Annotated in this window: 26 protein-coding genes; 19 read left to right on the top strand and 7 right to left on the bottom strand. The window is 33.2% G+C overall.

The window, feature by feature from the left end; all coding sequences use genetic code 11:
• Nucleotides 1-25: 25 nt before the first annotated feature.
• The gene (locus ACTYBU_RS03710) at nucleotides 26-181 is read right to left on the bottom strand and encodes a DUF4021 domain-containing protein (RefSeq protein WP_445487260.1); all 156 of its coding nucleotides are present in this window, start codon (nucleotides 179-181) and stop codon (nucleotides 26-28) included.
• 74 nt (nucleotides 182-255) lie between these two features.
• Complete coding sequence (locus tag ACTYBU_RS03705; protein ID WP_445487259.1) at nucleotides 256-843, bottom strand: CBO0543 family protein; 588 nt, start codon at nucleotides 841-843, stop codon at nucleotides 256-258.
• A gap of 384 nt (nucleotides 844-1,227) precedes the next feature.
• On the opposite strand from ACTYBU_RS03705, the gene ACTYBU_RS03700 reads away from it, so the two are divergent.
• The 3 genes from ACTYBU_RS03700 (at nucleotide 1,228) to ACTYBU_RS03690 (ending at nucleotide 3,138) form a co-directional block, all read left to right on the top strand.
• Nucleotides 1,228-1,656, top strand: coding sequence for a cell wall hydrolase (locus ACTYBU_RS03700; protein WP_445487257.1), 429 nt, complete (start codon nucleotides 1,228-1,230; stop codon nucleotides 1,654-1,656).
• A 226-nt stretch (nucleotides 1,657-1,882) separates the two neighbouring features.
• Nucleotides 1,883-2,362, top strand: coding sequence for a YbaK/EbsC family protein (locus ACTYBU_RS03695; protein WP_445487255.1), 480 nt, complete (start codon nucleotides 1,883-1,885; stop codon nucleotides 2,360-2,362).
• Nucleotides 2,359-3,138, top strand: coding sequence for a nucleotidyltransferase domain-containing protein (locus tag ACTYBU_RS03690; protein WP_445487254.1), 780 nt, complete (start codon nucleotides 2,359-2,361; stop codon nucleotides 3,136-3,138). Before ACTYBU_RS03695 ends, ACTYBU_RS03690 begins: the two co-directional genes overlap by 4 nt.
• 121 nt (nucleotides 3,139-3,259) lie before the next feature.
• On the opposite strand, the gene ACTYBU_RS03685 is transcribed toward ACTYBU_RS03690, so the two are convergent.
• The 3 genes from ACTYBU_RS03685 to lexA form a co-directional block, all read right to left on the bottom strand.
• Nucleotides 3,260-3,547, bottom strand: a complete 288-nt coding sequence (locus tag ACTYBU_RS03685) for an AbrB/MazE/SpoVT family DNA-binding domain-containing protein (protein ID WP_445487252.1) — start codon at nucleotides 3,545-3,547, stop codon at nucleotides 3,260-3,262.
• 210 nt (nucleotides 3,548-3,757) lie between these two features.
• Entirely contained in the window at nucleotides 3,758-3,913 is a 156-nt protein-coding gene (locus ACTYBU_RS03680) for a hypothetical protein (RefSeq protein WP_445487251.1), read from the bottom strand.
• A 674-nt stretch (nucleotides 3,914-4,587) separates the two neighbouring features.
• Nucleotides 4,588-5,208 carry a transcriptional repressor LexA gene (lexA, locus tag ACTYBU_RS03675; protein WP_445487249.1) on the bottom strand — a complete coding sequence of 207 codons (621 nt, stop codon included), beginning with the start codon at nucleotides 5,206-5,208 and terminating at the stop codon, nucleotides 4,588-4,590.
• 155 nt (nucleotides 5,209-5,363) lie between these two features.
• Between lexA and yneA the strand changes: the two genes are divergently transcribed.
• From yneA to ACTYBU_RS03645, 6 genes are all read left to right on the top strand, one after another.
• Nucleotides 5,364-5,675 (top strand): cell division suppressor protein YneA, encoded by a 312-nt coding sequence (yneA, locus tag ACTYBU_RS03670; RefSeq protein WP_445487248.1) that lies wholly within the window; start codon nucleotides 5,364-5,366, stop codon nucleotides 5,673-5,675.
• Between the two features lie 72 nt (nucleotides 5,676-5,747).
• Nucleotides 5,748-6,398, top strand: coding sequence for a YneB family resolvase-like protein (locus tag ACTYBU_RS03665; RefSeq protein WP_445487246.1), 651 nt, complete (start codon nucleotides 5,748-5,750; stop codon nucleotides 6,396-6,398).
• A gap of 423 nt (nucleotides 6,399-6,821) precedes the next feature.
• Complete coding sequence (locus tag ACTYBU_RS03660; RefSeq protein ID WP_445487244.1) at nucleotides 6,822-7,055, top strand: DUF896 domain-containing protein; 234 nt, start codon at nucleotides 6,822-6,824, stop codon at nucleotides 7,053-7,055.
• A 477-nt stretch (nucleotides 7,056-7,532) separates the two neighbouring features.
• A complete protein-coding gene (gene tkt / locus ACTYBU_RS03655; protein ID WP_445487242.1) occupies nucleotides 7,533-9,548 on the top strand; it encodes a transketolase in 2,016 nt (671 codons plus the stop codon).
• Between the two features lie 222 nt (nucleotides 9,549-9,770).
• The gene (gene sirA, locus ACTYBU_RS03650; protein WP_445487241.1) at nucleotides 9,771-10,211 is read left to right on the top strand and encodes a sporulation inhibitor of replication protein SirA; all 441 of its coding nucleotides are present in this window, start codon (nucleotides 9,771-9,773) and stop codon (nucleotides 10,209-10,211) included.
• Between the two features lie 84 nt (nucleotides 10,212-10,295).
• A complete protein-coding gene (locus ACTYBU_RS03645; RefSeq protein WP_445487239.1) occupies nucleotides 10,296-10,514 on the top strand; it encodes a YneF family protein in 219 nt (72 codons plus the stop codon).
• Between the two features lie 265 nt (nucleotides 10,515-10,779).
• Here ACTYBU_RS03645 and ACTYBU_RS03640 read toward each other — a convergent pair whose 3' ends face one another.
• The gene (locus ACTYBU_RS03640) at nucleotides 10,780-10,980 is read right to left on the bottom strand and encodes a Spo0E family sporulation regulatory protein-aspartic acid phosphatase (RefSeq protein ID WP_445487237.1); all 201 of its coding nucleotides are present in this window, start codon (nucleotides 10,978-10,980) and stop codon (nucleotides 10,780-10,782) included.
• Nucleotides 10,981-11,329: 349 nt separating this feature from the next.
• Here ACTYBU_RS03640 and ACTYBU_RS03635 point away from each other — a divergent pair, with 349 nt between their 5' ends.
• The 3 genes from ACTYBU_RS03635 to ACTYBU_RS03625 all read left to right on the top strand — a co-directional run bounded on the left by ACTYBU_RS03635 (nucleotide 11,330) and on the right by ACTYBU_RS03625 (nucleotide 13,376).
• On the top strand, nucleotides 11,330-12,037 hold the full coding sequence (locus ACTYBU_RS03635; protein WP_445487236.1) for a cytochrome c biogenesis protein CcdA: 708 nt from the start codon (nucleotides 11,330-11,332) through the stop codon (nucleotides 12,035-12,037).
• Between the two features lie 167 nt (nucleotides 12,038-12,204).
• Nucleotides 12,205-12,564, top strand: coding sequence for a response regulator (locus tag ACTYBU_RS03630; RefSeq protein WP_445487234.1), 360 nt, complete (start codon nucleotides 12,205-12,207; stop codon nucleotides 12,562-12,564).
• Between the two features lie 344 nt (nucleotides 12,565-12,908).
• Nucleotides 12,909-13,376, top strand: coding sequence for a CcdC family protein (locus ACTYBU_RS03625; protein ID WP_445487233.1), 468 nt, complete (start codon nucleotides 12,909-12,911; stop codon nucleotides 13,374-13,376).
• A 285-nt stretch (nucleotides 13,377-13,661) separates the two neighbouring features.
• Here ACTYBU_RS03625 and ACTYBU_RS03620 read toward each other — a convergent pair whose 3' ends face one another.
• Nucleotides 13,662-13,928: a phage holin family protein gene (locus tag ACTYBU_RS03620; RefSeq protein ID WP_445487232.1), complete on the bottom strand. Its 267-nt coding sequence runs from the start codon at nucleotides 13,926-13,928 to the stop codon at nucleotides 13,662-13,664.
• Nucleotides 13,929-14,154: 226 nt separating this feature from the next.
• Between ACTYBU_RS03620 and ACTYBU_RS03615 the strand changes: the two genes are divergently transcribed.
• The 7 genes from ACTYBU_RS03615 to ACTYBU_RS03585 all read left to right on the top strand — a co-directional run bounded on the left by ACTYBU_RS03615 (nucleotide 14,155) and on the right by ACTYBU_RS03585 (nucleotide 21,316).
• Nucleotides 14,155-14,373, top strand: a complete 219-nt coding sequence (locus tag ACTYBU_RS03615; RefSeq protein WP_445487230.1) for a DUF1659 domain-containing protein — start codon at nucleotides 14,155-14,157, stop codon at nucleotides 14,371-14,373.
• 25 nt (nucleotides 14,374-14,398) lie between these two features.
• On the top strand, nucleotides 14,399-14,614 hold the full coding sequence (locus ACTYBU_RS03610) for a DUF2922 domain-containing protein (RefSeq protein ID WP_445487229.1): 216 nt from the start codon (nucleotides 14,399-14,401) through the stop codon (nucleotides 14,612-14,614).
• A gap of 69 nt (nucleotides 14,615-14,683) precedes the next feature.
• Nucleotides 14,684-14,818 (top strand): YvrJ family protein, encoded by a 135-nt coding sequence (locus tag ACTYBU_RS03605; protein WP_445487227.1) that lies wholly within the window; start codon nucleotides 14,684-14,686, stop codon nucleotides 14,816-14,818.
• A gap of 286 nt (nucleotides 14,819-15,104) precedes the next feature.
• Entirely contained in the window at nucleotides 15,105-15,305 is a 201-nt protein-coding gene (locus ACTYBU_RS03600) for a cold-shock protein (protein ID WP_445487226.1), read from the top strand.
• A 172-nt stretch (nucleotides 15,306-15,477) separates the two neighbouring features.
• Entirely contained in the window at nucleotides 15,478-16,623 is a 1,146-nt protein-coding gene (locus ACTYBU_RS03595; protein ID WP_445487550.1) for an exonuclease SbcCD subunit D, read from the top strand.
• A complete protein-coding gene (locus ACTYBU_RS03590; RefSeq protein ID WP_445487224.1) occupies nucleotides 16,620-19,757 on the top strand; it encodes an AAA family ATPase in 3,138 nt (1,045 codons plus the stop codon). Before ACTYBU_RS03595 ends, ACTYBU_RS03590 begins: the two co-directional genes overlap by 4 nt.
• Before the next feature lie 284 nt (nucleotides 19,758-20,041).
• Complete coding sequence (locus ACTYBU_RS03585; protein WP_445487222.1) at nucleotides 20,042-21,316, top strand: cation:dicarboxylate symporter family transporter; 1,275 nt, start codon at nucleotides 20,042-20,044, stop codon at nucleotides 21,314-21,316.
• Nucleotides 21,317-21,346 lie beyond the last annotated feature (30 nt).

Here is a 21,346-nt window from a genome sequence, read left to right as displayed (position 1 = left end):
ACTAAAAGATTAGCTCCAGCCTTATCTACGAAGAATAGGAATTATTGCTATCATGTACTTCGTCTTCTTCTGCTGTTTCCGCCATTCCATATAAACCATTCATTTCTTGTTCTTCCTTATCAAGACCTATATCTTTTTTTTTCTGCAAGAAAACATCTTTACTAATATTATCTTTTTTCACCTTTTATCACCTCGATCTTAGCATACGATTTTTAAGGCATAGTATACATGTAGAATAGAAAAAAGTTATGAAGACTAGCATTTTGTTTTGGTGTTAGACTGTAATAAATTCTTTTTTATCGATTCCATTATTAGCTTTAAGCAAAGACCAAGTAAAAAAAATCCGAAAAAAGAGTAAGTATGACTCCAATGCAGACCTAATTCGAATAATCTTAATTTAACAAAAAGTGGTTCAATAATATACGAAAAAAATACTGCCCAGCAAATATTAGCAAGAAGGAATGAGATCCATGAATTACAGTATTGGTAAACGATCATTCCAGTAATAGGAATTACGACGAAATCAGCTGGAACAAGCAGAGGAATACAAGGAAATAACATATCAGGATACTCCCATAACATTGTTTCGGTTCCAATTACATCTAATATCATGGAAATACTCGAACAAAGTAAGCCATAACAAAAAATTTCAAAAAACCGGTCTCTTTTTACAAATTTCCACCAAAGAAAATAAGGAACAATAGTTGCAAATAAAAGGAACCACCAATTGAAGGAATATAAATCATTTTGTATCCAATGCGAATATAAAAGATTCATTAATTTCTTTTTTTCTTGATTTAGTTCGAAATAGCCAGGAGCCTGAATCAAAAAAATTACATCCATAATATATCACCATTCTAAGGTTGTAAAATATAGGAAACGATCGATCGAAACTTTGAATATAAACATAAAATGCTTTAAAGAAATAGTCGAAAGCATCAGTTAATAAGCTCACAGTTCGTCCCTAACTTTTTTAGTATAGACAAATATACGATTATTATGAACTTTTCAGAAAAGGTTCATAATAATCGTATAAGAAAAACACAAAAGGATAAAGATACACAAAAAAACAAAATAGGAGAATAAAAATAAAAATAAAAGGTCTATATTGTTGGTATTTTTTAAAATGGCAGAAGGGTTCCTATAAGAAAAACGGATAAGCTGGCATTGATTTATTTGTCATGGGATAAGAATGTTTTTAATAGGATAATAATAGGAGGTGAAGGAATGGCAGTAGTAAAAGCATCCAATACAGATATTGATTTATTGGCAAGACTTCTTCGCGCAGAGGCAGAAGGGGAAGGACAACAAGGAATGTTAATGGTTGGAAATGTAGGAGTTAATAGAATGAGAGCAAATTGCTCTGATTTTAAAGGACTTCGCACAGTGCCGGATATGGTTTATCAGCCACATGCCTTTGAAGCAACAACGAAAGGCTATTTTTATCAGAGAGCGAGAGAAACGGAAAGAAGGTTAGCGAGGCGTGTTGTAAATGGAGAGCGTTTATGGCCTTCTAAGTTTAGTTTATGGTATTTTAGGCCGCCTGGAGATTGTCCGCCCACATGGTATAATCAGCCGCATGTAGGACGGTTTAAACTACATTGTTTTTATGAACCCACAGCAGAAACTTGTCAAAATGTTTATAATACTTTTTAATTGAAATAAATAGAAGACATATTCAATGTGTGAGCGAGTAAGATTTTTATAAATGGATATTTAATACATCGAGGACGGATAATATATCTGTCTTTTTCTTTTTTTTAGAAAATGGCACTCTTATGTATTAGACACTTTATTATGGCTAAAAACGATTTGAGTTAAAAGGAAGCTAATGGTATATTTTAAACTATTAATAGTAAAAATATTTAGAGGAGTTTACTACATGTCATTAGTAAATGTTAAAAACCATTTGAAAAAATGGGAGAAGGATCAGGATATTCAAGAATTTGAAAGTTCAAGTGCAACTGTTTTAGAAGCTGCCAATACAATTGGGGTGAAACCAGAAAGAATCGCCAAAACACTGTCTTTTCGAAAAGGCGAATCTGATGCCATATTAATTGCTGCAGCTGGAGATGCAAAGATAGATAATAAAAAGTTTCGTATAGTATTTGGAGAAAAACCAAGAATGCTAACTGCAGAAGAAGTTTTAGCAAAAACGGGCCACGCAGTTGGCGGGGTTTGCCCATTTGGTTTAAAGGAAGACTTAGTCGTATTTTTAGATATATCTCTAAAACGTTTTTCCACTGTGTTTCCTGCATGTGGAAGCAGTAATTCAGCTATTGAATTAACCCCAGAAGAGTTATTTACAATAGGAAATGGGAAACGATGGATAGATGTTTGCAAAGGCTGGGAAAGTGAATGAAAGAAGATATCATGCAATACTTAGATCATATTGAAAAAGAATATCAAGTCAAAGTTTTATATGCATGTGAATCTGGGAGCAGATCCTGGGGCTTCCCTTCAATAAATAGTGATTATGATGTTCGATTTATTTATATTCATCAAAAAGAATGGTATTTAACATTAGATAAAAATAAAGATGTTATAGAATTTCCAATCGAAGGAAACTTAGACATTAATGGATGGGAGCTAACAAAAGCATTACGATTGTTTCGTCAATCAAATCCAACCTTATTAGAATGGCTGCAATCAAATACTGTATATGAACAATCAGATTTTTTTAAATCCAATTTAAAAGAAATGATACAAATGACCTTTAATCCTAGAGGATGCTTTTATCATTATTTTACCATGGCAAACAATTTATTTAAGAATAGCTTTCAAAAAGAAGAAATTAAGATAAAAGAATATTTTTATGTATTAAGAGCAATATTAGCATGCAGCTGGATTGAAAGATATGCTACGATGCCATCCAATGATTTTCACTTTTTAGTAGAGGAATTAATTTCAGAAAACTTCGTGAAAAAGGAAATAAAAAAATTACTACAAAAAAAAATGCAAGGTGATGAATCGCAAAATGAACCGCAAGTCGCTATCATACAAGAGTACATACAGACTGAACTAGTACGACTGGGAATCAGGTCATCCTCTATACCGAGCAGGCAATTAAAGGAGAGAGATCTTACACTATATCTAGATGAATTATTTAGAGAGACATTAAATGAGTATTCTATTTAGTGAATAATTAATCAGTAATGTTTACTTCAAATCAAAAAGGTCTATGTTATGATGGATAATTCCTTCATAACATAGACCTTTTTGATAACGAGAACAATAAGAAGTAAGTATATTTTGGATGTCAGCGATTCGCTTTTTCAACTAAATGTACTAATTCATCATATAATAGCTGTAATCCTTGTTCACTCAATTCAATTTTGCCATTAGCCAATGTCAACGGTTCATCAATTAGTTCACCAGTAATCATGCAGTGAGTGTATCGTTGATATTTTTGCAGGACAATTTTATCTTCATCAGTAAAAATTTCCAAAGGATCATCATAATTAATATTAAGGGTTTTTCTTAATTCTTTAGGTACTACAATTCTACCAAGCTTGTCTGTTTTCCTTACAATTCCAGTACTTTTCATTATTTTCTTCCTTTCTCGTAATATGATAATAGTTGGAAAAGATAAAAAGATGGATGTATTAAAAAAATATGCTTTCGTATATAGATAACATATTCTCTACTCAACAGTTGTAGTTCCTTCTATATAACCTTTATAATAGCAAATTATTCAATAAATAGGAATAAACAGTTGGTGTAAAAACTATCTTTTTATCCTGAGTCACAACTAATTTCAAGTAGTTAATGATAAAGCTTGTATGGCAGCAATTAATAAGAAAATATCTAAAAGAATTAACTGGCGGAAAGACTTATTTTTACAGTTGTTGTAGTCAACCTTTAATCGCTGCAATTCTATATGAAACAACTTATATTCCAATTCCTTATGCATAGTATCACCTTATGTTTTTTGATTATAGTCCTCTCTATACCCATTGTAATATTTATATAAACAGTAAGCAAAAACGCCAGGTAACATGTACATTTAAAAAACAGGCTAAACTTGTTGATTTTATATGTTGCATGCACAATTGGTGGATCTTTCTATAAAGATAAAATGCTCATCCAGGACTGCTTGTTATTTCGAATACTAAGCTGCTTTAGCAGCAGTATAAAGCAAAATTTGCAATTAAAATATTATGATCATATAAAAGGGACACAGAATTTTAATAACCATTCAATTAGGACAGAATAGCTAAGCTATTTAGGAAAATGGAAGAGGGTGTGTATCTTCGAAGTGAAAATTAATTGCTTCTATTGACGAGTTTTCGCAGATGCAAAAGAAAAGAATGCATGCGTTGGACGACTTTTAAGGGGGCTTAAAAAACTGTCCATGCAGGCGATGCTTGTTTTAGCTTCCATGATTTTGAAGAAGTTGGCGAACAGGACTTGAGTCCATCCTAAAATAGTCTATAAGAAAGGCTATTTTAAGACTCAGTTTTCAAAAAATTACAGAAATTAGAAGTTGGGTGAAACTTAATCTTAAAAGGGGTTCAGAATAAGACTATTCTGAACCCCTTTTGTCGACAAACTGAACGCTTGGAGTATACAAGCGTTTCAAAATTATTATTGAATGTGGCGGTATACCCCAATAACTTTTCCTAATATGGCTACATTTCTTAGTATAATCGGTTCCATGGAACTGTTTTCCGGTTGAAGTCTAATAGAATCTTTTTCCTTGAAAAATCGCTTTACAGTGGCTTCGTCATCTTCGGTCATAGCCACAACAATATCTCCATTATTTGCAGCGTTTTGCTGCCTTACGATGACATAGTCGCCATCTAATATTCCCGCTTCAATCATACTTTCTCCCATAATTTCCAGCATAAACACTTGTTCATCGCTTGGAGCTAGCCTTTCTGGTAGTGGAAAGTATTCTTCCACATTTTCAATAGCGGTTATTGGAAGACCAGCAGTAACTTTCCCAACAACAGGTACATTAATTACATTGTATTTCGGCACAGTGCTTTCTTCCAGATCCAATATTTCAATAGCGCGAGGTTTTGTTGGATCTCTGCGAATTAACCCTTTCGTTTCTAACCTTGCTAAGTGGCCATGAACAGTTGAGCTTGAAGCAAGTCCAACCGCTTCGGCAATTTCTCTTACAGAAGGTGGATAGCCCTTTAATCTAACTTCTTCTTTAATGTAATCCAATATATCTAGTTGTCTTTTAGATAGTTTTTGCATTATATGCACCTCAAGTTTATTTTCTTTTGCTAATTATAGCATGTATTACCAACACATACAAACATAAGTTCTGATTTTTGGTTGACACGAAACACTTGTTCGTATAAAATAAAAATAACAAAAACGAACATATATTCGAAAAAGGGTGATATAAAATGATGGGAAAATTATGGACAAATTATTCTTACTCTATTATTCTAGTGTTTTGCAGCTTTATTACGTGTTTGATAATCGGTTTAAGTGCTGGACATGATCATGATCAATACATAAGCATCAAAGTGGAAAAAGGGGATTCTATTTGGCAGATTTCTGAACAATATGAAGGAAAGTACAAAATGTCAAAAAAGGAATTTATTAAATGGGTCGAGAAACACAACAGTCTTTCTGCAAATCAGCTGGCAGCAGGCGAGGAGATAAAAATACCTGTCCGATTGGAAGAAGAGAATATAAGATTAGCATCTGAATAAAGTCTATCCGGTAAAAATGAAAATTCAGGAATTTTACTGATGGCATCAAATTAAATGACAATGGTGGTTTATATGAATGCAATTATTTATTGTAGAGTAAGTACTGATAAAAAAGAACAAGCCTCCTCTTTAAAAAGGCAGGAGGAAGAACTAATCCAGCTTGCAGAGGAAAACAACTTTACTATTTCTCATATCATTAAGGAGCAAGCTAGCGGCTATGACTTAGAACGAGATGGAATTTTGGATTTATTAACTTTTATAAAAGATAAAAATATTTCAGCAGTTTTAATACAAGATGAAACAAGATTAGGAAGAGGAAATGCAAAGATAGCTATTCTCCACTGTATATATAGAGAAGATGTAAAATTATTCAGCATTTCCCATGCCGGCGAACTAGTTTTATCTGATGCTGATTCGATGGTATTAAAAATTGTTGCACTTGTAGAAGAATACCAAAGAAAAATTCACAACATCAAAATAAAAAGAGGCATGAAAAAAGCAGTGGAAAGTGGCTATAAACCAGAGCACAATTTTAAAAAACGAGGGGAGAATTCGGGACGCAGCAGATTGGAGGTTCCAATCGAAGAGATTGTTAAATTAAAAGACAGCGGATTGACCTTTGCTGAAATTGCCTCGACTTTAAGAGGGTTTGGCTATAATGTTTCAAAGGCAACAGTTCATAGAAGGTATCAAGAATTTAAAGAACAATCCATAAAAGAATAAATAGTAGGTTTACTTGATAGTTAGTATAAGTATTTTTTTAAAAGCTGATATATAACATTTTGTTCTTCTAATGAATTGCAAATGCATAATAATATGATAAATTATGAAGCATATGGTATAATAACCACTTAATAAAATCAGATTTTTAGTGATAAATCCCCCAAAAATCTTGTTTAGTAATTTGCAAAATCAGGAAAGTTGAGTTTTAGACTGAAGACAAAGTCACTATTGCTTTTTTAGGCTGAGCACAATACGTTTGATTGTGAAGAGCGAAGCCTTGTGAGTAGGTTGCTGTTATAATTGGGAATTAGTGTGTATGAAGTAAACCCGCGTCCGTCAACAGCTAGAAGCTCAGTTTATTCTGAGTTTTTTTACTTTTTGATATACCTACCTTTTTAAACTACTTTAAAGAAGGAGATTAAAATGATTTCGAATCATAAACTAGAAAGAATAAATGAACTTGCCAAAAAGAAAAAAGAAATTGGTTTGACTGAAGAAGAAGCAAAAGAACAGACAAAATTACGAGCTGAATATTTAAAATCATTTCGTTCCACCATGTTAAACACATTAGAGAATGTAACTATATATGATCCAAATGGTGATGATGTGACACCGCAAAAATTAAAAGATAAACAAAAAAAGAAAAATATGCATTAATTATTCATGTTCCAGAGTGTAGACAAAGTATTAATTGTACAAACCGCTGGCTGATCGAACCTTTGTATTTCGAGGCGTGAAGCTCATGAGGAGGAGCGGAGTTACCGTAGTAGGGTAATGAGCATCCGAGCCGAGTAAGGCGAACAACGAAGAAAGCGACCGTTTGTCGACAGCCTGAAACATGCATTCATTATTGCATGCGCTTTAATTAATCAGCCAAATTTAGAAAATAATGGATGATTTTCATAGCAACAGACGCTTCTAGATGGACTGATAAGCAGCATCTATCAATACCCCGATAAAAGCGGGGGATTATTAATAAAAAATGTAAATTTCCATTCCGCAGATAAAGATGAGCTTGTAAAAAAACAAGGAATGCATCTTATTATAGACAGAATTTTATTTTTATTAATACAATTAGTTGTTTTATGGAGCGAGGGCATTTAATATAATACTGTAATGAATATTTATGAGAGGATGTTTAACATGACAGTAAACATTGATAATTTATCGATTAACTCGATTCGTACTTTATCAATTGACAGTATCGAAAAAGCAAATTCAGGTCATCCAGGAATGCCAATGGGAGCGGCGCCGATGGCTTATACATTGTGGACTTCTATAATGAACCATAATCCTAAAAATCCTAAATGGTTCAATCGTGATCGTTTTGTATTATCGGCAGGACATGGATCTGCTTTATTATATAGCTTGTTGCATTTATCTGGCTACGATTTGTCTATTGATGATTTAAAACAATTCCGTCAATGGGGAAGCAAAACTCCAGGGCACCCTGAATTTGGACATACTGCAGGTGTTGACGCAACAACTGGTCCACTTGGCCAAGGGATTGCAATGGCTGTTGGTATGGCATTAGCAGAACGTCATTTAGCTTCCGTTTATAACAGAGATTCATATAATGTAGTAGATCATTATACATATGGAATTTGTGGAGACGGAGACTTAATGGAGGGAGTTTCTGCTGAGGCTGCATCATTAGCTGGACATTTAAAGCTAGGAAGACTTGTTGTAATGTATGATTCTAATGATATTTCATTAGATGGAGATTTAGATAAATCTTTTTCTGAAAGTGTAGAACAAAGATTTAAATCTTATGGATGGCAATATATCCGCGTAGAAGATGGAAATGATATTGCTTCCTTGACTAGTGCATTAGAAGAAGCGAAGCAGGACGAGAATAGACCAACGCTAATTGAAGTAAAAACTGTTATTGGCTATGGTTCACCAAACAAATCCGGAAAATCAGCTTCTCATGGCTCGCCACTAGGTGCAGATGAATTAAAATTAACGAAGGAAGCATATAAATGGACTTTTGAAGAAGATTTTTATGTTCCAGAAGAAGTTTATGCTCATTTTAAACAAAAAATCGCTGATGCTGGTGCAAAAAAGGAACAAGAGTGGGAAGAAATATTTGCTAAATATGAAGAGGAATTCCCTGCTTTGGCAAAACAATTGAAAGTAGCTATCTCAGATAGCCTTCCAGAAGGATGGGATAAAGACATTCCTGTGTATGAAGAAGGAAGCAGTTTAGCAAGCCGAGCATCTTCAGGTGAAGTACTGAATGGAATTGCAAAAAATCTTCCATCGTTAATTGGAGGTTCAGCTGATTTAGCAGGAAGCAACAATACGATGATAAAAGGAGACAAAGATTTTACTCCTGAAGACTATGAAGGACGCAATATTTGGTTCGGCGTACGTGAATTTGCAATGGGGGCAGCCTTAAATGGGGTAGCATTGCATGGCGGTTTAAAAATCTTTGGCGGTACATTTTTTGTATTCTCTGACTACTTAAAACCAGCCATTCGCCTTGCTGCAATTATGGGATTGCCTGTAACATATGTATTTACACATGATAGTATTGCAGTAGGGGAAGACGGACCAACGCATGAACCTGTTGAACAATTGGCAGCATTACGTGCATTGCCAAACTTGTCTGTGATTCGACCTGCTGATGGAAATGAAACAGCTGCAGCATGGAGATTAGCGATTGAATCAACGAATAAACCGACTGCTCTTGTATTGACTAGACAAAACTTACCTACAATTAAAGACACAGATAAAAATGCCTATGACGGTGTAACAAAAGGTGGGTACGTAATTTCTCCATCATCACAAGAAACACCAGATGCACTTTTAATTGCAGCGGGATCTGAGGTAGGATTAGCTGTACAAGCACAAAAAGCATTAGAGTCTGAAGGAATTCATGCATCCGTTATTAGCATGCCTTCATGGGATCGTTTTGAAAAACAATCGGATGAATACAAAAACAGTGTCATTCCGAAAACGGTAAAAAAACGTTTGGCTCTAGAAATGGGAAGCTCTTTAGGATGGCATAGATATGCTGGTGATGAAGGAGATGTATTAAGCATTGATACATTTGGCGCTTCCGCTCCAGGCAATAAAATTATGGAAGAATACGGTTTTTCTGTTGAAAATGTGGTAGCACGTTTAAAAGCAGTTTTAGAAAAATAAAAATAGCAACATTATAGCTAATAGTAGTAAATAAAAAAGAGCGGAATTATTCTGCTCTTTTTTAATGAATATAAAAACTTTTTTAGAAAAACTGGAAAAATACATAAGTTTTAATACATTCGACAAAAATAGTCTGTTTTTTTTACACCTTGAGACACAACCTGTAATAGTATCTTTTTATAATGGTAGAAAGACGTAAAGACAGGTAGGTGGAAAAACAGTATGAGAAAATATGAATTGTATTTGATAGAAGAAAGTGTTGCTTTGCATTATAATGGAAAAGAAAGAATGATTTACAATTTATTTTTTGAGCATACTAGTGTAAGAAAAAAAGAATTAAAAGAAATTCTACAAAAGCAGATTGATTACATAACTCTTCCTATCCCTGTTTGGAAACTGCAGAAGCTTATTAATAGTGAATTGCAGTTGAAAAAATTCTTCCAACAAAAAAAAGATAAGTTTTATATAGAAAATGGAAATTTAAGCAAGGCGGAATTAACTATTCTTCCTAATTGTTTAGTGATAGAAGCAGAAGGGTATTTTGATGCTGAGTCTGTTTTTTTTGAAGTGATTCGTAAGAATGAACCGTCATTTTTAGCGATAGACACTCAAAATGGCAGATATGGATGGTTAAAGCCAATTAAAGAAAGAAATTTCGTTTGAAAAAGAGAAATTAGAGTACAGATATTGTATAATAATATCTGGTCTAGTACACTAAGTGGTAGACAACATGAAGGAGGAAAAAAAATGACTACTTGGCTTTCAATTGTGCTAATTGTAGTAGCATTACTTGCTGGTATTGCTATTGGATTTTTTATCGCTCGTAAATATATGATGAGCTATTTAAAGAAAAATCCGCCAATTAATGAGCAAATGTTAAAAATGATGATGATGCAAATGGGAATGAAACCATCACAGAAGAAAATTAATCAAATGATGTCAGCAATGAACAAACAAACAAAATAATAATGGACAAGCATTTTGATTAGCTGCAATTATGCTCATTATCGTTATGGTATGTAAACCATCTATAGATTGGATTTTATAATTGCGTTATTTTAACAAGATAAAACCATTATCTTATATACATTTGTATAGGAAGATAATGGTTTTTTGTTTACCTTTTTTGTCGGAAGCGTTTATTCTGTTATAAGGATCAATATAAATGGAACTGAAAAAGGAAGAAAGCAAATATTTATGAAGATAATTGATTTTCTTATATGATTGTACTTTATTTGGAAGAGATATGGTTTTTTGTACGAAAGAAGGTACCAGTCTTTTTTATTGAATATTTATTATACTGATTTAATAGTAGATCAAGCTCTTGACTGCATGTAATAGCAAGTGGAGACGAAAAACCATGCTTCACCACAATTTCTACTAGCTCGTCCCTTTTTTTTTCAATTAGGTTAAGTAATTGCTGATTTGACATGGTTGTTGTTCCTTTCCAGCTACTGCAAGAATTTAATTGTATTCATTTTGAATAATGAAAATGAATAAGTGGCCAGCTAAATAGAATGGTTATTAATGATAGATGATTGATCCATCACCATGTAATTCGAAGTTGGAATCGGAAAACAAAAAATTGCAAGATTAGTTGAATATACCGGTTCCAATGTACAATATCATTTTTTTTATTTTTTATAATACGTTTTCAAAATACAATTTCTATATTTAAATTATAACTATATTTGGAAGTAAATGCAAAAAATATGTTGTCTACATAATTATTTGCAAATAACATATATTGTATAAAGAAAATACAGGATGAGGAGGATATAATGAATGATATAAGCGTGTTTTTAGCTTTGGGAGCAGGTTTTCTAAGTTTCATTTCTCCATGTTGTCTCCCTCTGTATCCTGCTTTTTTATCCTATATTACCGGGATGTCCCTTGGAAGGATTAAACAAGAAAAAGTTTTGCTTCAAAAAAAGAGTTTATTGCATACGTTGTTATTTCTCTTTGGTTTTTCTATCATTTTTATTACACTTGGATATGGTTCTTCTTTTATTGGCCGTCTTTTTTACGACTATCAGGACTTAATAAGACGTTTAGGAGCCATTGTAATTGTCCTATTTGGATTGATTTTAATCGGAGTATTTCATCCTTCGTTTTTTATGAAAGAACATCGCTATCTATTTAAAAATCGTCCTGCAGGTTTCGTTGGTTCTGTTCTTATTGGAATGAGTTTTGCTGCTGGATGGACTCCATGTACTGGTCCAATATTCGCTGCAGTCTTGTCATTAGCCGGAATGAATCCTAGTGCAAGTTTACTATATATGGGATCTTATATAGTAGGTTTTTCCCTTCCTTTTTTATTGCTGTCTTTCTTTATTGGAAGTATAAAATCTATACAATTACATAGCCTTTTTTTTATGAAAATGGGGGGAGTAATAATGATCGGAATGGGAGTGATTTTGTACTTTGATGGTATGAAGTTGATTACACGTGTAATAAATCCAGTGTTTAGAGGGTTTACAGGTTTTTAAAATTTATTTTTTTGGATAATTTTAGGTTGTATTTCAATGGAAAGAATAATAGAATAAAATTAATAATTGAAATGCATCCTAAGTTCCGTTATAGTGAATAATGTATTATTTATATAGTAAAATGGAATTAGTTTGAACTTCCGTTGTGGGTTGAGGAGGAAAGAACGATGGCAAGAATATTAATTGTGGATGATGCTAAATTTATGAGAATGACTCTCTCAAATATTTTAATAAAAGCTGATCATGAAGTGGTTGGTGAAGGAGAGAATGGGAAAGAAGCAATACGTTTGTATCGTGAATTAGATCCTGATATAGTCACAATGGATATTACAATGCCTGAAATGAGTGGGTTAGAAGCTGTTAAGGAAATAAGAAAAGAGTTTGCTGATGCTAAAGTAATTATGTGTTCTGCAATGGGGCAGCAAAAAATGGTAGTCGAAGCAATCGAAGCGGGAGCAAAAGACTTTATTGTGAAACCATTCGATGAAAATAGAGTAATAGATGCAATTAACAGAGTATTAAGGTAATAACATCTTTAAGGATATGATAGCAATAAATCATATCCTTAAAGAGTAGAAAAAGTATATTTGCAGAAATTACAGACTGATCGGGAACGGTTGTATTTTGAGGTATGGTGCACATAAAAATTGACGAGTGGTCTAGCCGATGTACAGGATATACTAGTGTCGGCATTCAACAGGCTCGTAGGATGCAGGTCAATTGACGAAGAAAATAGGAGGATGTGATTGTAAAACATCCTATTTTTTTTTGTTTTTTTTCTGAAATAATACATGATATAATTTCTATTTAGATAAGGTGATTTGATACATAAAATCGTTAAAATATTGTAACCAATAAAGGGGAAATGAAAATGACACCTGTCATTCTTTCATCAGTGATTGCTGTTTTTATGGGAGTTTTTGTTATGTTTGTTCGCATGAAAGCAGCAAAAAAACCAGTTTCAGCAAAAAAAATAATTCTACCCCCCATTTTTATGAGCACAGGGGCTTTGATGTTTTTGTTTCCTGATTTTGCTGTTACAGGCAAAGAAATCTTGGAAGCAGTAATTGTAGGAATGCTATTTTCTATTCTTTTAATTAAAACTTCACATTTTGAAATAAAGGAAAATAGTGTTTATTTAAAAAGATCACGTGCATTTGTTTTTATATTATTTGGGTTGCTTGCGATTAGAATTATTGCAAAACTGATTTTAAGCAGTTCTATTGATGTAGGACAATTGAGTGGAATGTTTTGGATATTGGCTTTTAGCATGATTGTGCCATGGCGAATTACTATGTATATTCATTATCGGAAATTAGCTAAGCAGCTGCGAACATAACAAGATTCTAATCTTGATTAATTAGTAGAATGTATCTTATATATGGTTGGTTATATATCCACAAACAAAAGGGCTGTATATGACAGCCCTATAGCGTTAGAAAAGTAATTCCAAAATTTCAGGCAGATTAAAAACGTTTTTCTATAAGGAACGCCCCTTTTTGAGGAGCAAAGTTACCGTTTTAGGTAATGAGCACCATAAAAAACGGTGAATGACGAAGAGAGCGAACGTTTTTTAGGCAGCCTTTTTCGTTGATTCACAAGTATTTGATTTTAGTTTGTCCCATTATTTTTTTGGTGTTTGTTTAAAAGGGGTTTGTTTGATGATTTGATGGCCAAGTACAGAGACACCTGCTGCTAAAATGCCATTGGTAATGGCTTCAAACGTCATTCCATACGCAAATGTACCTAGTAGTATAGAGAAAGTCAGTAAAATCCAAATAATGAGCCAGTCTGGAATTTTTGGGGTTTGTTTTACTGCATAGCCTATTACCCATAAAACTGGAACTAATATATAGTAGTTCTCATTTAAATAGTCTTTAAGCAAATCCATAGAAAAATCCCTCCTTTTTCATTGATGTTTTATTTTATGGGATCTGAATCAGGATAGATTGGTCGTTTAACTAGTTTTACTATATTAATTAATAAAGTTGATCCTATTAATGTAATCGCATACATTATTATTCGCTTTATCTATTCCTCTTAATTTGGGTTTATTCATTTTTCCCTGTCTTTTTTTAACTTACCGTTCTATATAGTGAGTGAGGGGAGGTGATAAAATGGCTCAATCATTGTTTAATGAATCTGTTATAAAATTGATATTTCAAAATGGTGTAAAAGAAAATGGAGAAGCTAATTTTGTCTCCAAATCACTGCGCAATGTGAAAGAAACAGCAACACCAGAAGAACTGCTGCAAGTCGCAGATGCAGTTGCTTCACTTGTCACTTTACCTCTTCAAGCAGTAGTGAAAAATGCTAATTTCGACGTAGTAAAATAAAAGAAAAAGATAGGGGGCTATTTAGATGGCGAAAACATTGGAATTGACTTTTTTAACTACAAATGGAAAAACAAGCAAAATTTCCTTGGAAGAACCAATTGAACCAATTAATACTGCACAAGTATTAACTGCCATGCAAAGCATTATTACCGCAAATATCTTTGCAACTGATAATGGTGAATTTATTGCAGCTAAAGGTGTACGTCTAGTCGAGCGAAATGTTTCAGATTTTAACATCTAATCATTAATATACAGGATGGCAGAATAGCAACAAGTTGTCTGCCGTCCTTCCAAAAGGAGTGTGGCAGCATTGAATGATTTTATATCATTTATCAGCCAAGTAGGGTTTCCGATTGTAGTAAGTTTTTACTTATTAAATCGAATAGAGGCAAAGCTTGATATAATGATTCAATCTATTCAAAACTTGTCCCATTTGAAGGAATAATTATTTCAAAACTATTTATTAAATTATTTAGTTGGATACAATATCGAATTAAAAATTAACTTAAAAAGAATAATATAAACAATATAAAAATGTAAGGGTTTTCTATTGACTGTATACGGTAAAAATGGTAAATTTATAGTAACCGTTATGAAAACGTATTAAGTATTTGTAAATCAACTTTTCGAATAAAATAATGTTTGAAAGAATGATAGAAAAAATGCTTTTTGCGCAGAAAATGGTAAAATTTATGGGAAGCTCATATGGCTTGTTTAGGAGGATTTTTTACATGAAAAACGGTAAAGTAAAATGGTTTAATGCAGAAAAAGGATTTGGATTCATTGAAGCAGAAGATGGAAATGATGTATTTGTACACTATTCAGCAATCCAAGTAGAAGGGTTTAAATCATTAGAAGAAGGTCAGGATGTAGCGTTTGAAGTAGTAGAAGGTGCTCGTGGACCGCAAGCTGCCAATGTAACAACACGATAATAATTAAAATATTAATGAAAGCTGCTATTCAAAGAATGGCAGCTTTTTTGTATTCAAAAAATGAATGCATCAAGGTTGATTTTTACAATTAATACCTCCTCCTGTAGATCGTTTGTTTGCTATAATAAAAATAATAATGAAAAATCAATTTTTATTGGATAGGGTGACAAACGTGAAGTTTATACATACTGCAGATTGGCACTTAGGAAAGCTAGTGCATGGTCTTTATATGACAGAGGATCAGAGATATATATTAAATCAATTTATTGAACTCGTAAAAGAAGAACAGCCGGATGCGGTGGTAATAGCAGGTGATTTATATGACCGTTCTATACCTCCAACAGAAGCGGTGAATTTATTGGATGAAGTGCTGTATACAATTAATGTGGAATTAAAAACGCCGGTACTTGCTATTTCTGGAAATCATGATAGTGCAGAGCGATTATCGTTTGGCAGTTCATGGTATCAGCAAAATCGGTTTTATTTAAACGGAAAAGTTGAAAAAAGTTTTAAACCAGTACATATAAAAGGGGTTAATTTTTATTTAGTGCCATATTGCGAACCCGTAATTGTCAGACAATTAATGGAAGATGATAAGATTATGAACCATCATCATGCAATGCAAGCTATTATTAAAAAGATAGAAGAACAGTTAAATCATGAGGAGCCAAATATATTAGTTGGACATAGTTTTGTTCTGGGTGGGAAAACAACAGACTCTGAACGAGTTCTATCAGTTGGTGGTACTGGCTGTGTTGGTGCCGAGTTGTTTTCTTCCTTTACCTATACTGCCTTAGGGCATTTGCACAGTCCAGATGCATTATCGCATGATACAGTAAAATATGCCGGTTCCTTAATGAAGTATTCATTTTCCGAAGCGAATCAAAAAAAATCTGTATCGATTATTGAAATACAGGAAAATGGGTGCATGACAGAAAAGTTTCATACGTTTACCCCAAAAAAAGATATGAGAGAGTTAGAGGGATATTTAGAGGAGTTATTGGATCCAGGCTATTATAAGAAACAAAAGATAGACGATTATTTAAAAATTACGCTATTAGATGAGGGAGCTATTTTAGACCCAATAAATAAATTAAGACAAGTATATCCAAATGTTTTACATTTAGAAAGAAAAATAGAAAATATCGATCAAAAGAAAAAGACTTCCTTTACTGTAAATAAAGAACAAAGAAAAACAGAATTAGATTTATTTTCCTCGTTTTATGAGGAAATGACGACTTCTTCCTTTTCAGCAGAAAAGCGTCAATTAATGGGGAAATTGATCGATGAATGCCTAAAGGAGGAAACAACAAAGTGAGGCCCTTAAAATTAACAATGCAGGGATTTGGACCATATGCAGGAAGCGAAACAATAGATTTTAATGTGTTGGGAAATCGTACAATGTTTGTTATTTCTGGAAAAACAGGTTCAGGGAAAACCACAATATTTGATGGCATTAGTTATGCAATTTATGGAAAGGCGAGTGGAGAAGACCGAAATGGACCTGAATTAAGAAGTCAATTTGCACCAAATTCTCTTCTTACGGAAGTTAGCCTAGAGTTTAAACTAAGAAACGAAAGGTATTTAATTATCCGGTCTCCTCAACAAGAAAAAAAGAAGGACCGTGGCGACGGATTTACGACTATAGGTGCAAAAGCTGAATTATTTATTTATGATGAAGATGGTGAACAGAAGGTTATTGCTTCTTCGATACGAGAAGTCGATGAAAAAGTAAAAGAAATCATGCAGATTGATAGTAATCAATTTAGGCAAATTCTTATGATTCCTCAAGGGGAGTTTCGCAAGCTATTAACATCTGACAGCAAAGAAAAAGAGATGATTCTACAGAAGCTTTTTCGCACTGAAATGTATAAACGGATTGAAGAAAAGCTGAAGGTGCATTCATCTAAGTTGAAAAAATCAGTTGAGCTGCAATTATTTAGGCGAAATACTGCATTGCAGAGTATAACTTCTCTTTATATAGAAGATTTGCAAACTCATTTACTCGATAATGGAGAGAATGATGTTATTCTCCTACCATTATTAGAAAAAGAAATAAATGCGATGGAAAAGAAACTAGAAGAACTTCAAAAAACATTGGATGATAAAAATAAAAGGAGAGATAACGTAAGACAGCAACTATTTGAAGCAGAATCTATTTTAAAACAATTGCAATTGCGTGATTCTCTTGGAGAAAAAAAACAGGAGCTATTCGAAAAACAGGATTTTTATCAAAAATTGGAGGACTCCGTTCAGCTTGCACAAAAAGCAGACCTTTTAACGAAACAAGAAGAAATATGTCATCATTTAAAAAAGCAGATAGATGCAAGTGAAAAAGAAAAATATCATTTAAATGACTTAATAGAAAAAGAAAAAGCAAATTGGCTTGGAGCTGAAAAACAATTCAAAATCGAAGAAAAAAAAGAAGAGGAACGTAAAAAATTAACCGACCATATTTCTTATTTAAAGAGTATTGAAAAAGATGTCCAGCTTTTTTCCGAAAAAGAAACAAAAGTGAAGCAACTAGCTTTAATATTAAAAAATGCAGAAGCGAAAAAAAGACAATTACAAGGAAGTAAGAAAGAAAATGAAGCTTTATTCTTAGTACTCAACGAGGAAAAAAGACAGTTCGAAGCAAATAAAATAACCTACTTAGAAAATAAAGAGAAGCTAATGACGCTCCATTATATTTTGGAAAAAACGGAAAAATATAAGGGATTAGCAAAAAAATATTCTTCCTTGCATACACAAATAGCAGAGAAGCAAATTATTGTAGAAAAGATAAGAAGCCGTTTTAATGATGGAAAAGTACTATTAGAAACAATGGAATCTGAATGGTTGGCTGCACAATCTTATTTATTAGCTGAAAAACTGCAAAAGGACGAGCCATGTCCAGTTTGTGGAAGTACCGATCATCCGCGGATGGCTAATAGTGCGGTTGTTCACATTACAAATGATGAAGATGTAAAGAGTGCTAGAGCTGATCTTTTGCAACTTGAAAAGGAGAAGAGTGAAGCAGAATCTATTTTGATGACATTGCAAACACAGCAAACTTTCTTACAGGAAGACCAAAATGCTTCGATGGAAGAGATTAGAAAAAATTTACCAGACTACTCAGCGTTAAATTCAGAAACCATGAACAGAAAATTGGAATCAGAAGTAGAAGCATTAAAAAAAGAACAAATACAGTTAATGGAAGCAGAAAAAAAGGTGATAAAAACAGAAGAAGAAATTAGGAAAATAGAGCAGCGCTTATCTGCTATTCAAGAAGAAGCTGATAAAAATTCTTTAGAAATACAGGAAAACTCAATCCGATTGGCAGAGCAAAAAACGACCTTAGACAGTATGAAAAGTATGATTCCTGATTACTTGCGGGATGTTGCTCAATATATAAAAGAGAAGGATCATGCTAAAGTAAAGTTGAAAAGATTAGAAGAATCCTATAAAAAAGCTCAAGATGCATTACAGGAAACAAAAGATTCTCTGCAAAAAGCAACAATAAAACGAGAAGGAACTGTGGCGAGTATAACTAGATTAGAAGAGAATATGAAATCAGAGCGTGCCATTTTTCTTGAAAGTATGAGAACACAAGGTTTTGCTAATTATTCCGCCTATACACAGGCTAAACTCCCGGAAGAGGAGTCAGATAAGCGAATGAAAAATATTCGGCTATATCATGAAGAATATCGATCCGTCTGCGATCGTTATCAAGATTTGCTAGACAGTCTAAAAAATGTGAAAAAACCAGACATTGTTCTGCTCAAAAAGAAAGTAGAAGATATAGAGAAAAGCATCTCACAAGTTCAGCAGGAATATACGAATTTAATGGTAAAGAAACGCGATAATGAAGACGTTAGGAATCAGGTGCTTGCAATCAATAAAGAAATAAAGCAATTAGAAGAAGAATATAAATTGCTTGGTCATTTATACGATATAACTAGAGGGCAAAATACATACCGGATTACATTTGAAAGATATGTTCTGGCATCTTTTTTGGATGAAATTTTACAAGCGGCAAATATGCGTCTAATAAAAATGACAAGTGGACGCTATCAACTATTAAGGAAAACGGATCGATCCAAAGGAAATGTGCAAAGTGGATTAGAACTTTTAGTATATGATCAATATACTGGGCAAGAAAGACATGTGAAAACTCTATCAGGAGGAGAGAGTTTTAAAGCGGCATTATCGTTGGCACTTGGTCTGGCTGATGTTGTTCAGCAATATGCTGGAGGTGTTTCCTTAGAAACAATGTTTATTGACGAAGGGTTCGGAACACTTGACCCGGAATCATTAGACCAAGCAATTGAGACCTTAATGGATATTCAAAGTTCAGGGAGGCTTGTTGGAATTATTTCACACGTTCCAGAAATAAAGGAAAGAATGGAGATGCATTTGGAAGTAATTGCTGGACAAACAGGCAGTAAAACCGCATTTCGAACGCTGCATTAATAAGATCCAGATGTAATTGTTCAAGACAACTTCCTTCTTATCAAGTGTTTTATCTGTCCTACCAAGATTTTTTCTTAAACAAATAGTTCTTATCAAAAAAAGCATGTTTGGAGAAATAGTCAAAACATGCTTTTTTTTATATAAATTTTAGCTTTTTTAATAGGAGAATTAGATGAAAATAATACTTATTGTCGAATTGAGTTATTTAATGTAGGTGTTGTTATATAGTTACTACTATGTATATTCATTGTCATAAAAGTTATCATGGAAAGGGAGGAAAATGAATGAAAAAATATGGATTAGCCATACAAATTTTAATTGCACTTGTTTTAGGAGTTATTGTAGGCGCAATTTTCCATCAGAATAATGTATTGATAAGTATATTAACCCCAATTGGAGATATTTTTCTTCATCTAATTAAAATGATTGTTGTTCCAATCGTAGTAGCGGCACTGATTGTTTCGATTGCTGGGGTTGGCGATATAAAAAAATTGGGCAAACTTGGTGGAAAAACAATTCTATATTTTGAAATTGTTACAACAGTAGCTATTCTTTTTGGATTGCTTGTTGCAAATGTGTTTCAACCAGGACTTGGCGTTAATCAAGATGGGTTGGAAAAGACAGATATTTCTCAATATGAGCAATCTTCAGAGGCGACAAAGGATAGTCATGGTATCGGGGATATTCTTGTTCACATGGTGCCGACAAATGTAGTTGGAAGCATGGCGAATGGTGATTTATTGCCAATTATTTTCTTCAGTGTTTTATTTGGATTAGGTGTTGCGGCAATTGGTGAAAAAGGGAAACCAGTGTTATCTGTTACCGAAGGCGTTTTAGAAAGTATGTTTTGGGTCACTAACTTAGTAATGAAGTTTGCTCCATTTGGTGTTTTTGCAATGATTGGCATTACCGTATCTAAATTTGGGCTTGAAACATTATTTCCTTTAGCGAAACTAGTTTTATTAGTATATGGAACTATGGTATTTTTTGTTATTGTTGTTTTAGGGATTATCGCAAAACTAGTAAAAATAAATATATTTACGCTGCTTAAGGTATTAAAAGATGAATTGATCTTAGCGTATAGTACTGCAAGTTCGGAAGCTGTTTTGCCGAGATTGATGGATAAGATGGAAAAATTCGGGTGTCCAAAATCCATTACATCTTTTGTAATTCCAACAGGCTACACCTTTAATTTGGATGGCTCCACTATTTATCAAAGTATTGCGTGTTTATTTATTGCCCAAATGGCAGGGATAGAAATGTCCATTGCACAACAGTTAACATTGGTGTTGGTATTAATGTTGACATCTAAAGGAATTGCAGGGATTCCTGGTGCTTCCTTTGTTGTTATCGTTTCAACGCTAAGCTCTATGAATATTCCTGTAGAAGGCATTGCTGTAATTTTAGGGGTTGACCGAATTATGGATATGCTGCGCACGGTTGTTAATGTGGTTGGAAATGCATTGGCTACTATTATCATGAGTAAATGGGAAGGCGAGTTTGATCAACAAAAATCAAATGAGTATATTTCAGAAGTGAAAAAGTCTAATGCTGCTTAAAGCATAAAAAGGGACTGTCCCAAAAGTAAA

This window comes from Niallia sp. 03133, from assembly GCF_052663225.1.
This window is presented reverse-complemented; position numbering and strand designations above follow the sequence as displayed.

Bases quoted from the DNA above. Each gene is read 5' to 3' on its own strand.
- ACTYBU_RS03645 (WP_445487239.1), top strand. From the start codon at position 10,296: ATGACTACTTGGCTTTCAATTGTGCTAATTGTAGTAGCATTACTTGCT.
- lexA (WP_445487249.1), bottom strand. From the start codon at position 5,208: ATGCAAAAACTATCTAAAAGACAACTAGATATATTGGATTACATTAAA.
- sirA (WP_445487241.1), top strand. From the start codon at position 9,771: ATGAGAAAATATGAATTGTATTTGATAGAAGAAAGTGTTGCTTTGCAT.
- ACTYBU_RS03660 (WP_445487244.1), top strand. From the start codon at position 6,822: ATGATTTCGAATCATAAACTAGAAAGAATAAATGAACTTGCCAAAAAG.
- ACTYBU_RS03685 (WP_445487252.1), bottom strand. From the start codon at position 3,547: ATGAAAAGTACTGGAATTGTAAGGAAAACAGACAAGCTTGGTAGAATT.
- ACTYBU_RS03610 (WP_445487229.1), top strand. From the start codon at position 14,399: ATGGCGAAAACATTGGAATTGACTTTTTTAACTACAAATGGAAAAACA.
- tkt (WP_445487242.1), top strand. From the start codon at position 7,533: ATGTTTAACATGACAGTAAACATTGATAATTTATCGATTAACTCGATT.
- ACTYBU_RS03635 (WP_445487236.1), top strand. From the start codon at position 11,330: ATGAATGATATAAGCGTGTTTTTAGCTTTGGGAGCAGGTTTTCTAAGT.
- ACTYBU_RS03690 (WP_445487254.1), top strand. From the start codon at position 2,359: ATGAAAGAAGATATCATGCAATACTTAGATCATATTGAAAAAGAATAT.
- ACTYBU_RS03680 (WP_445487251.1), bottom strand. From the start codon at position 3,913: ATGCATAAGGAATTGGAATATAAGTTGTTTCATATAGAATTGCAGCGA.
- ACTYBU_RS03625 (WP_445487233.1), top strand. From the start codon at position 12,909: ATGACACCTGTCATTCTTTCATCAGTGATTGCTGTTTTTATGGGAGTT.
- ACTYBU_RS03700 (WP_445487257.1), top strand. From the start codon at position 1,228: ATGGCAGTAGTAAAAGCATCCAATACAGATATTGATTTATTGGCAAGA.
- ACTYBU_RS03640 (WP_445487237.1), bottom strand. From the start codon at position 10,980: ATGTCAAATCAGCAATTACTTAACCTAATTGAAAAAAAAAGGGACGAG.
- ACTYBU_RS03615 (WP_445487230.1), top strand. From the start codon at position 14,155: ATGGCTCAATCATTGTTTAATGAATCTGTTATAAAATTGATATTTCAA.
- ACTYBU_RS03585 (WP_445487222.1), top strand. From the start codon at position 20,042: ATGAAAAAATATGGATTAGCCATACAAATTTTAATTGCACTTGTTTTA.
- yneA (WP_445487248.1), top strand. From the start codon at position 5,364: ATGATGGGAAAATTATGGACAAATTATTCTTACTCTATTATTCTAGTG.
- ACTYBU_RS03630 (WP_445487234.1), top strand. From the start codon at position 12,205: ATGGCAAGAATATTAATTGTGGATGATGCTAAATTTATGAGAATGACT.
- ACTYBU_RS03705 (WP_445487259.1), bottom strand. From the start codon at position 843: ATGGATGTAATTTTTTTGATTCAGGCTCCTGGCTATTTCGAACTAAAT.
- ACTYBU_RS03600 (WP_445487226.1), top strand. From the start codon at position 15,105: ATGAAAAACGGTAAAGTAAAATGGTTTAATGCAGAAAAAGGATTTGGA.
- ACTYBU_RS03620 (WP_445487232.1), bottom strand. From the start codon at position 13,928: ATGGATTTGCTTAAAGACTATTTAAATGAGAACTACTATATATTAGTT.
- ACTYBU_RS03695 (WP_445487255.1), top strand. From the start codon at position 1,883: ATGTCATTAGTAAATGTTAAAAACCATTTGAAAAAATGGGAGAAGGAT.
- ACTYBU_RS03665 (WP_445487246.1), top strand. From the start codon at position 5,748: ATGAATGCAATTATTTATTGTAGAGTAAGTACTGATAAAAAAGAACAA.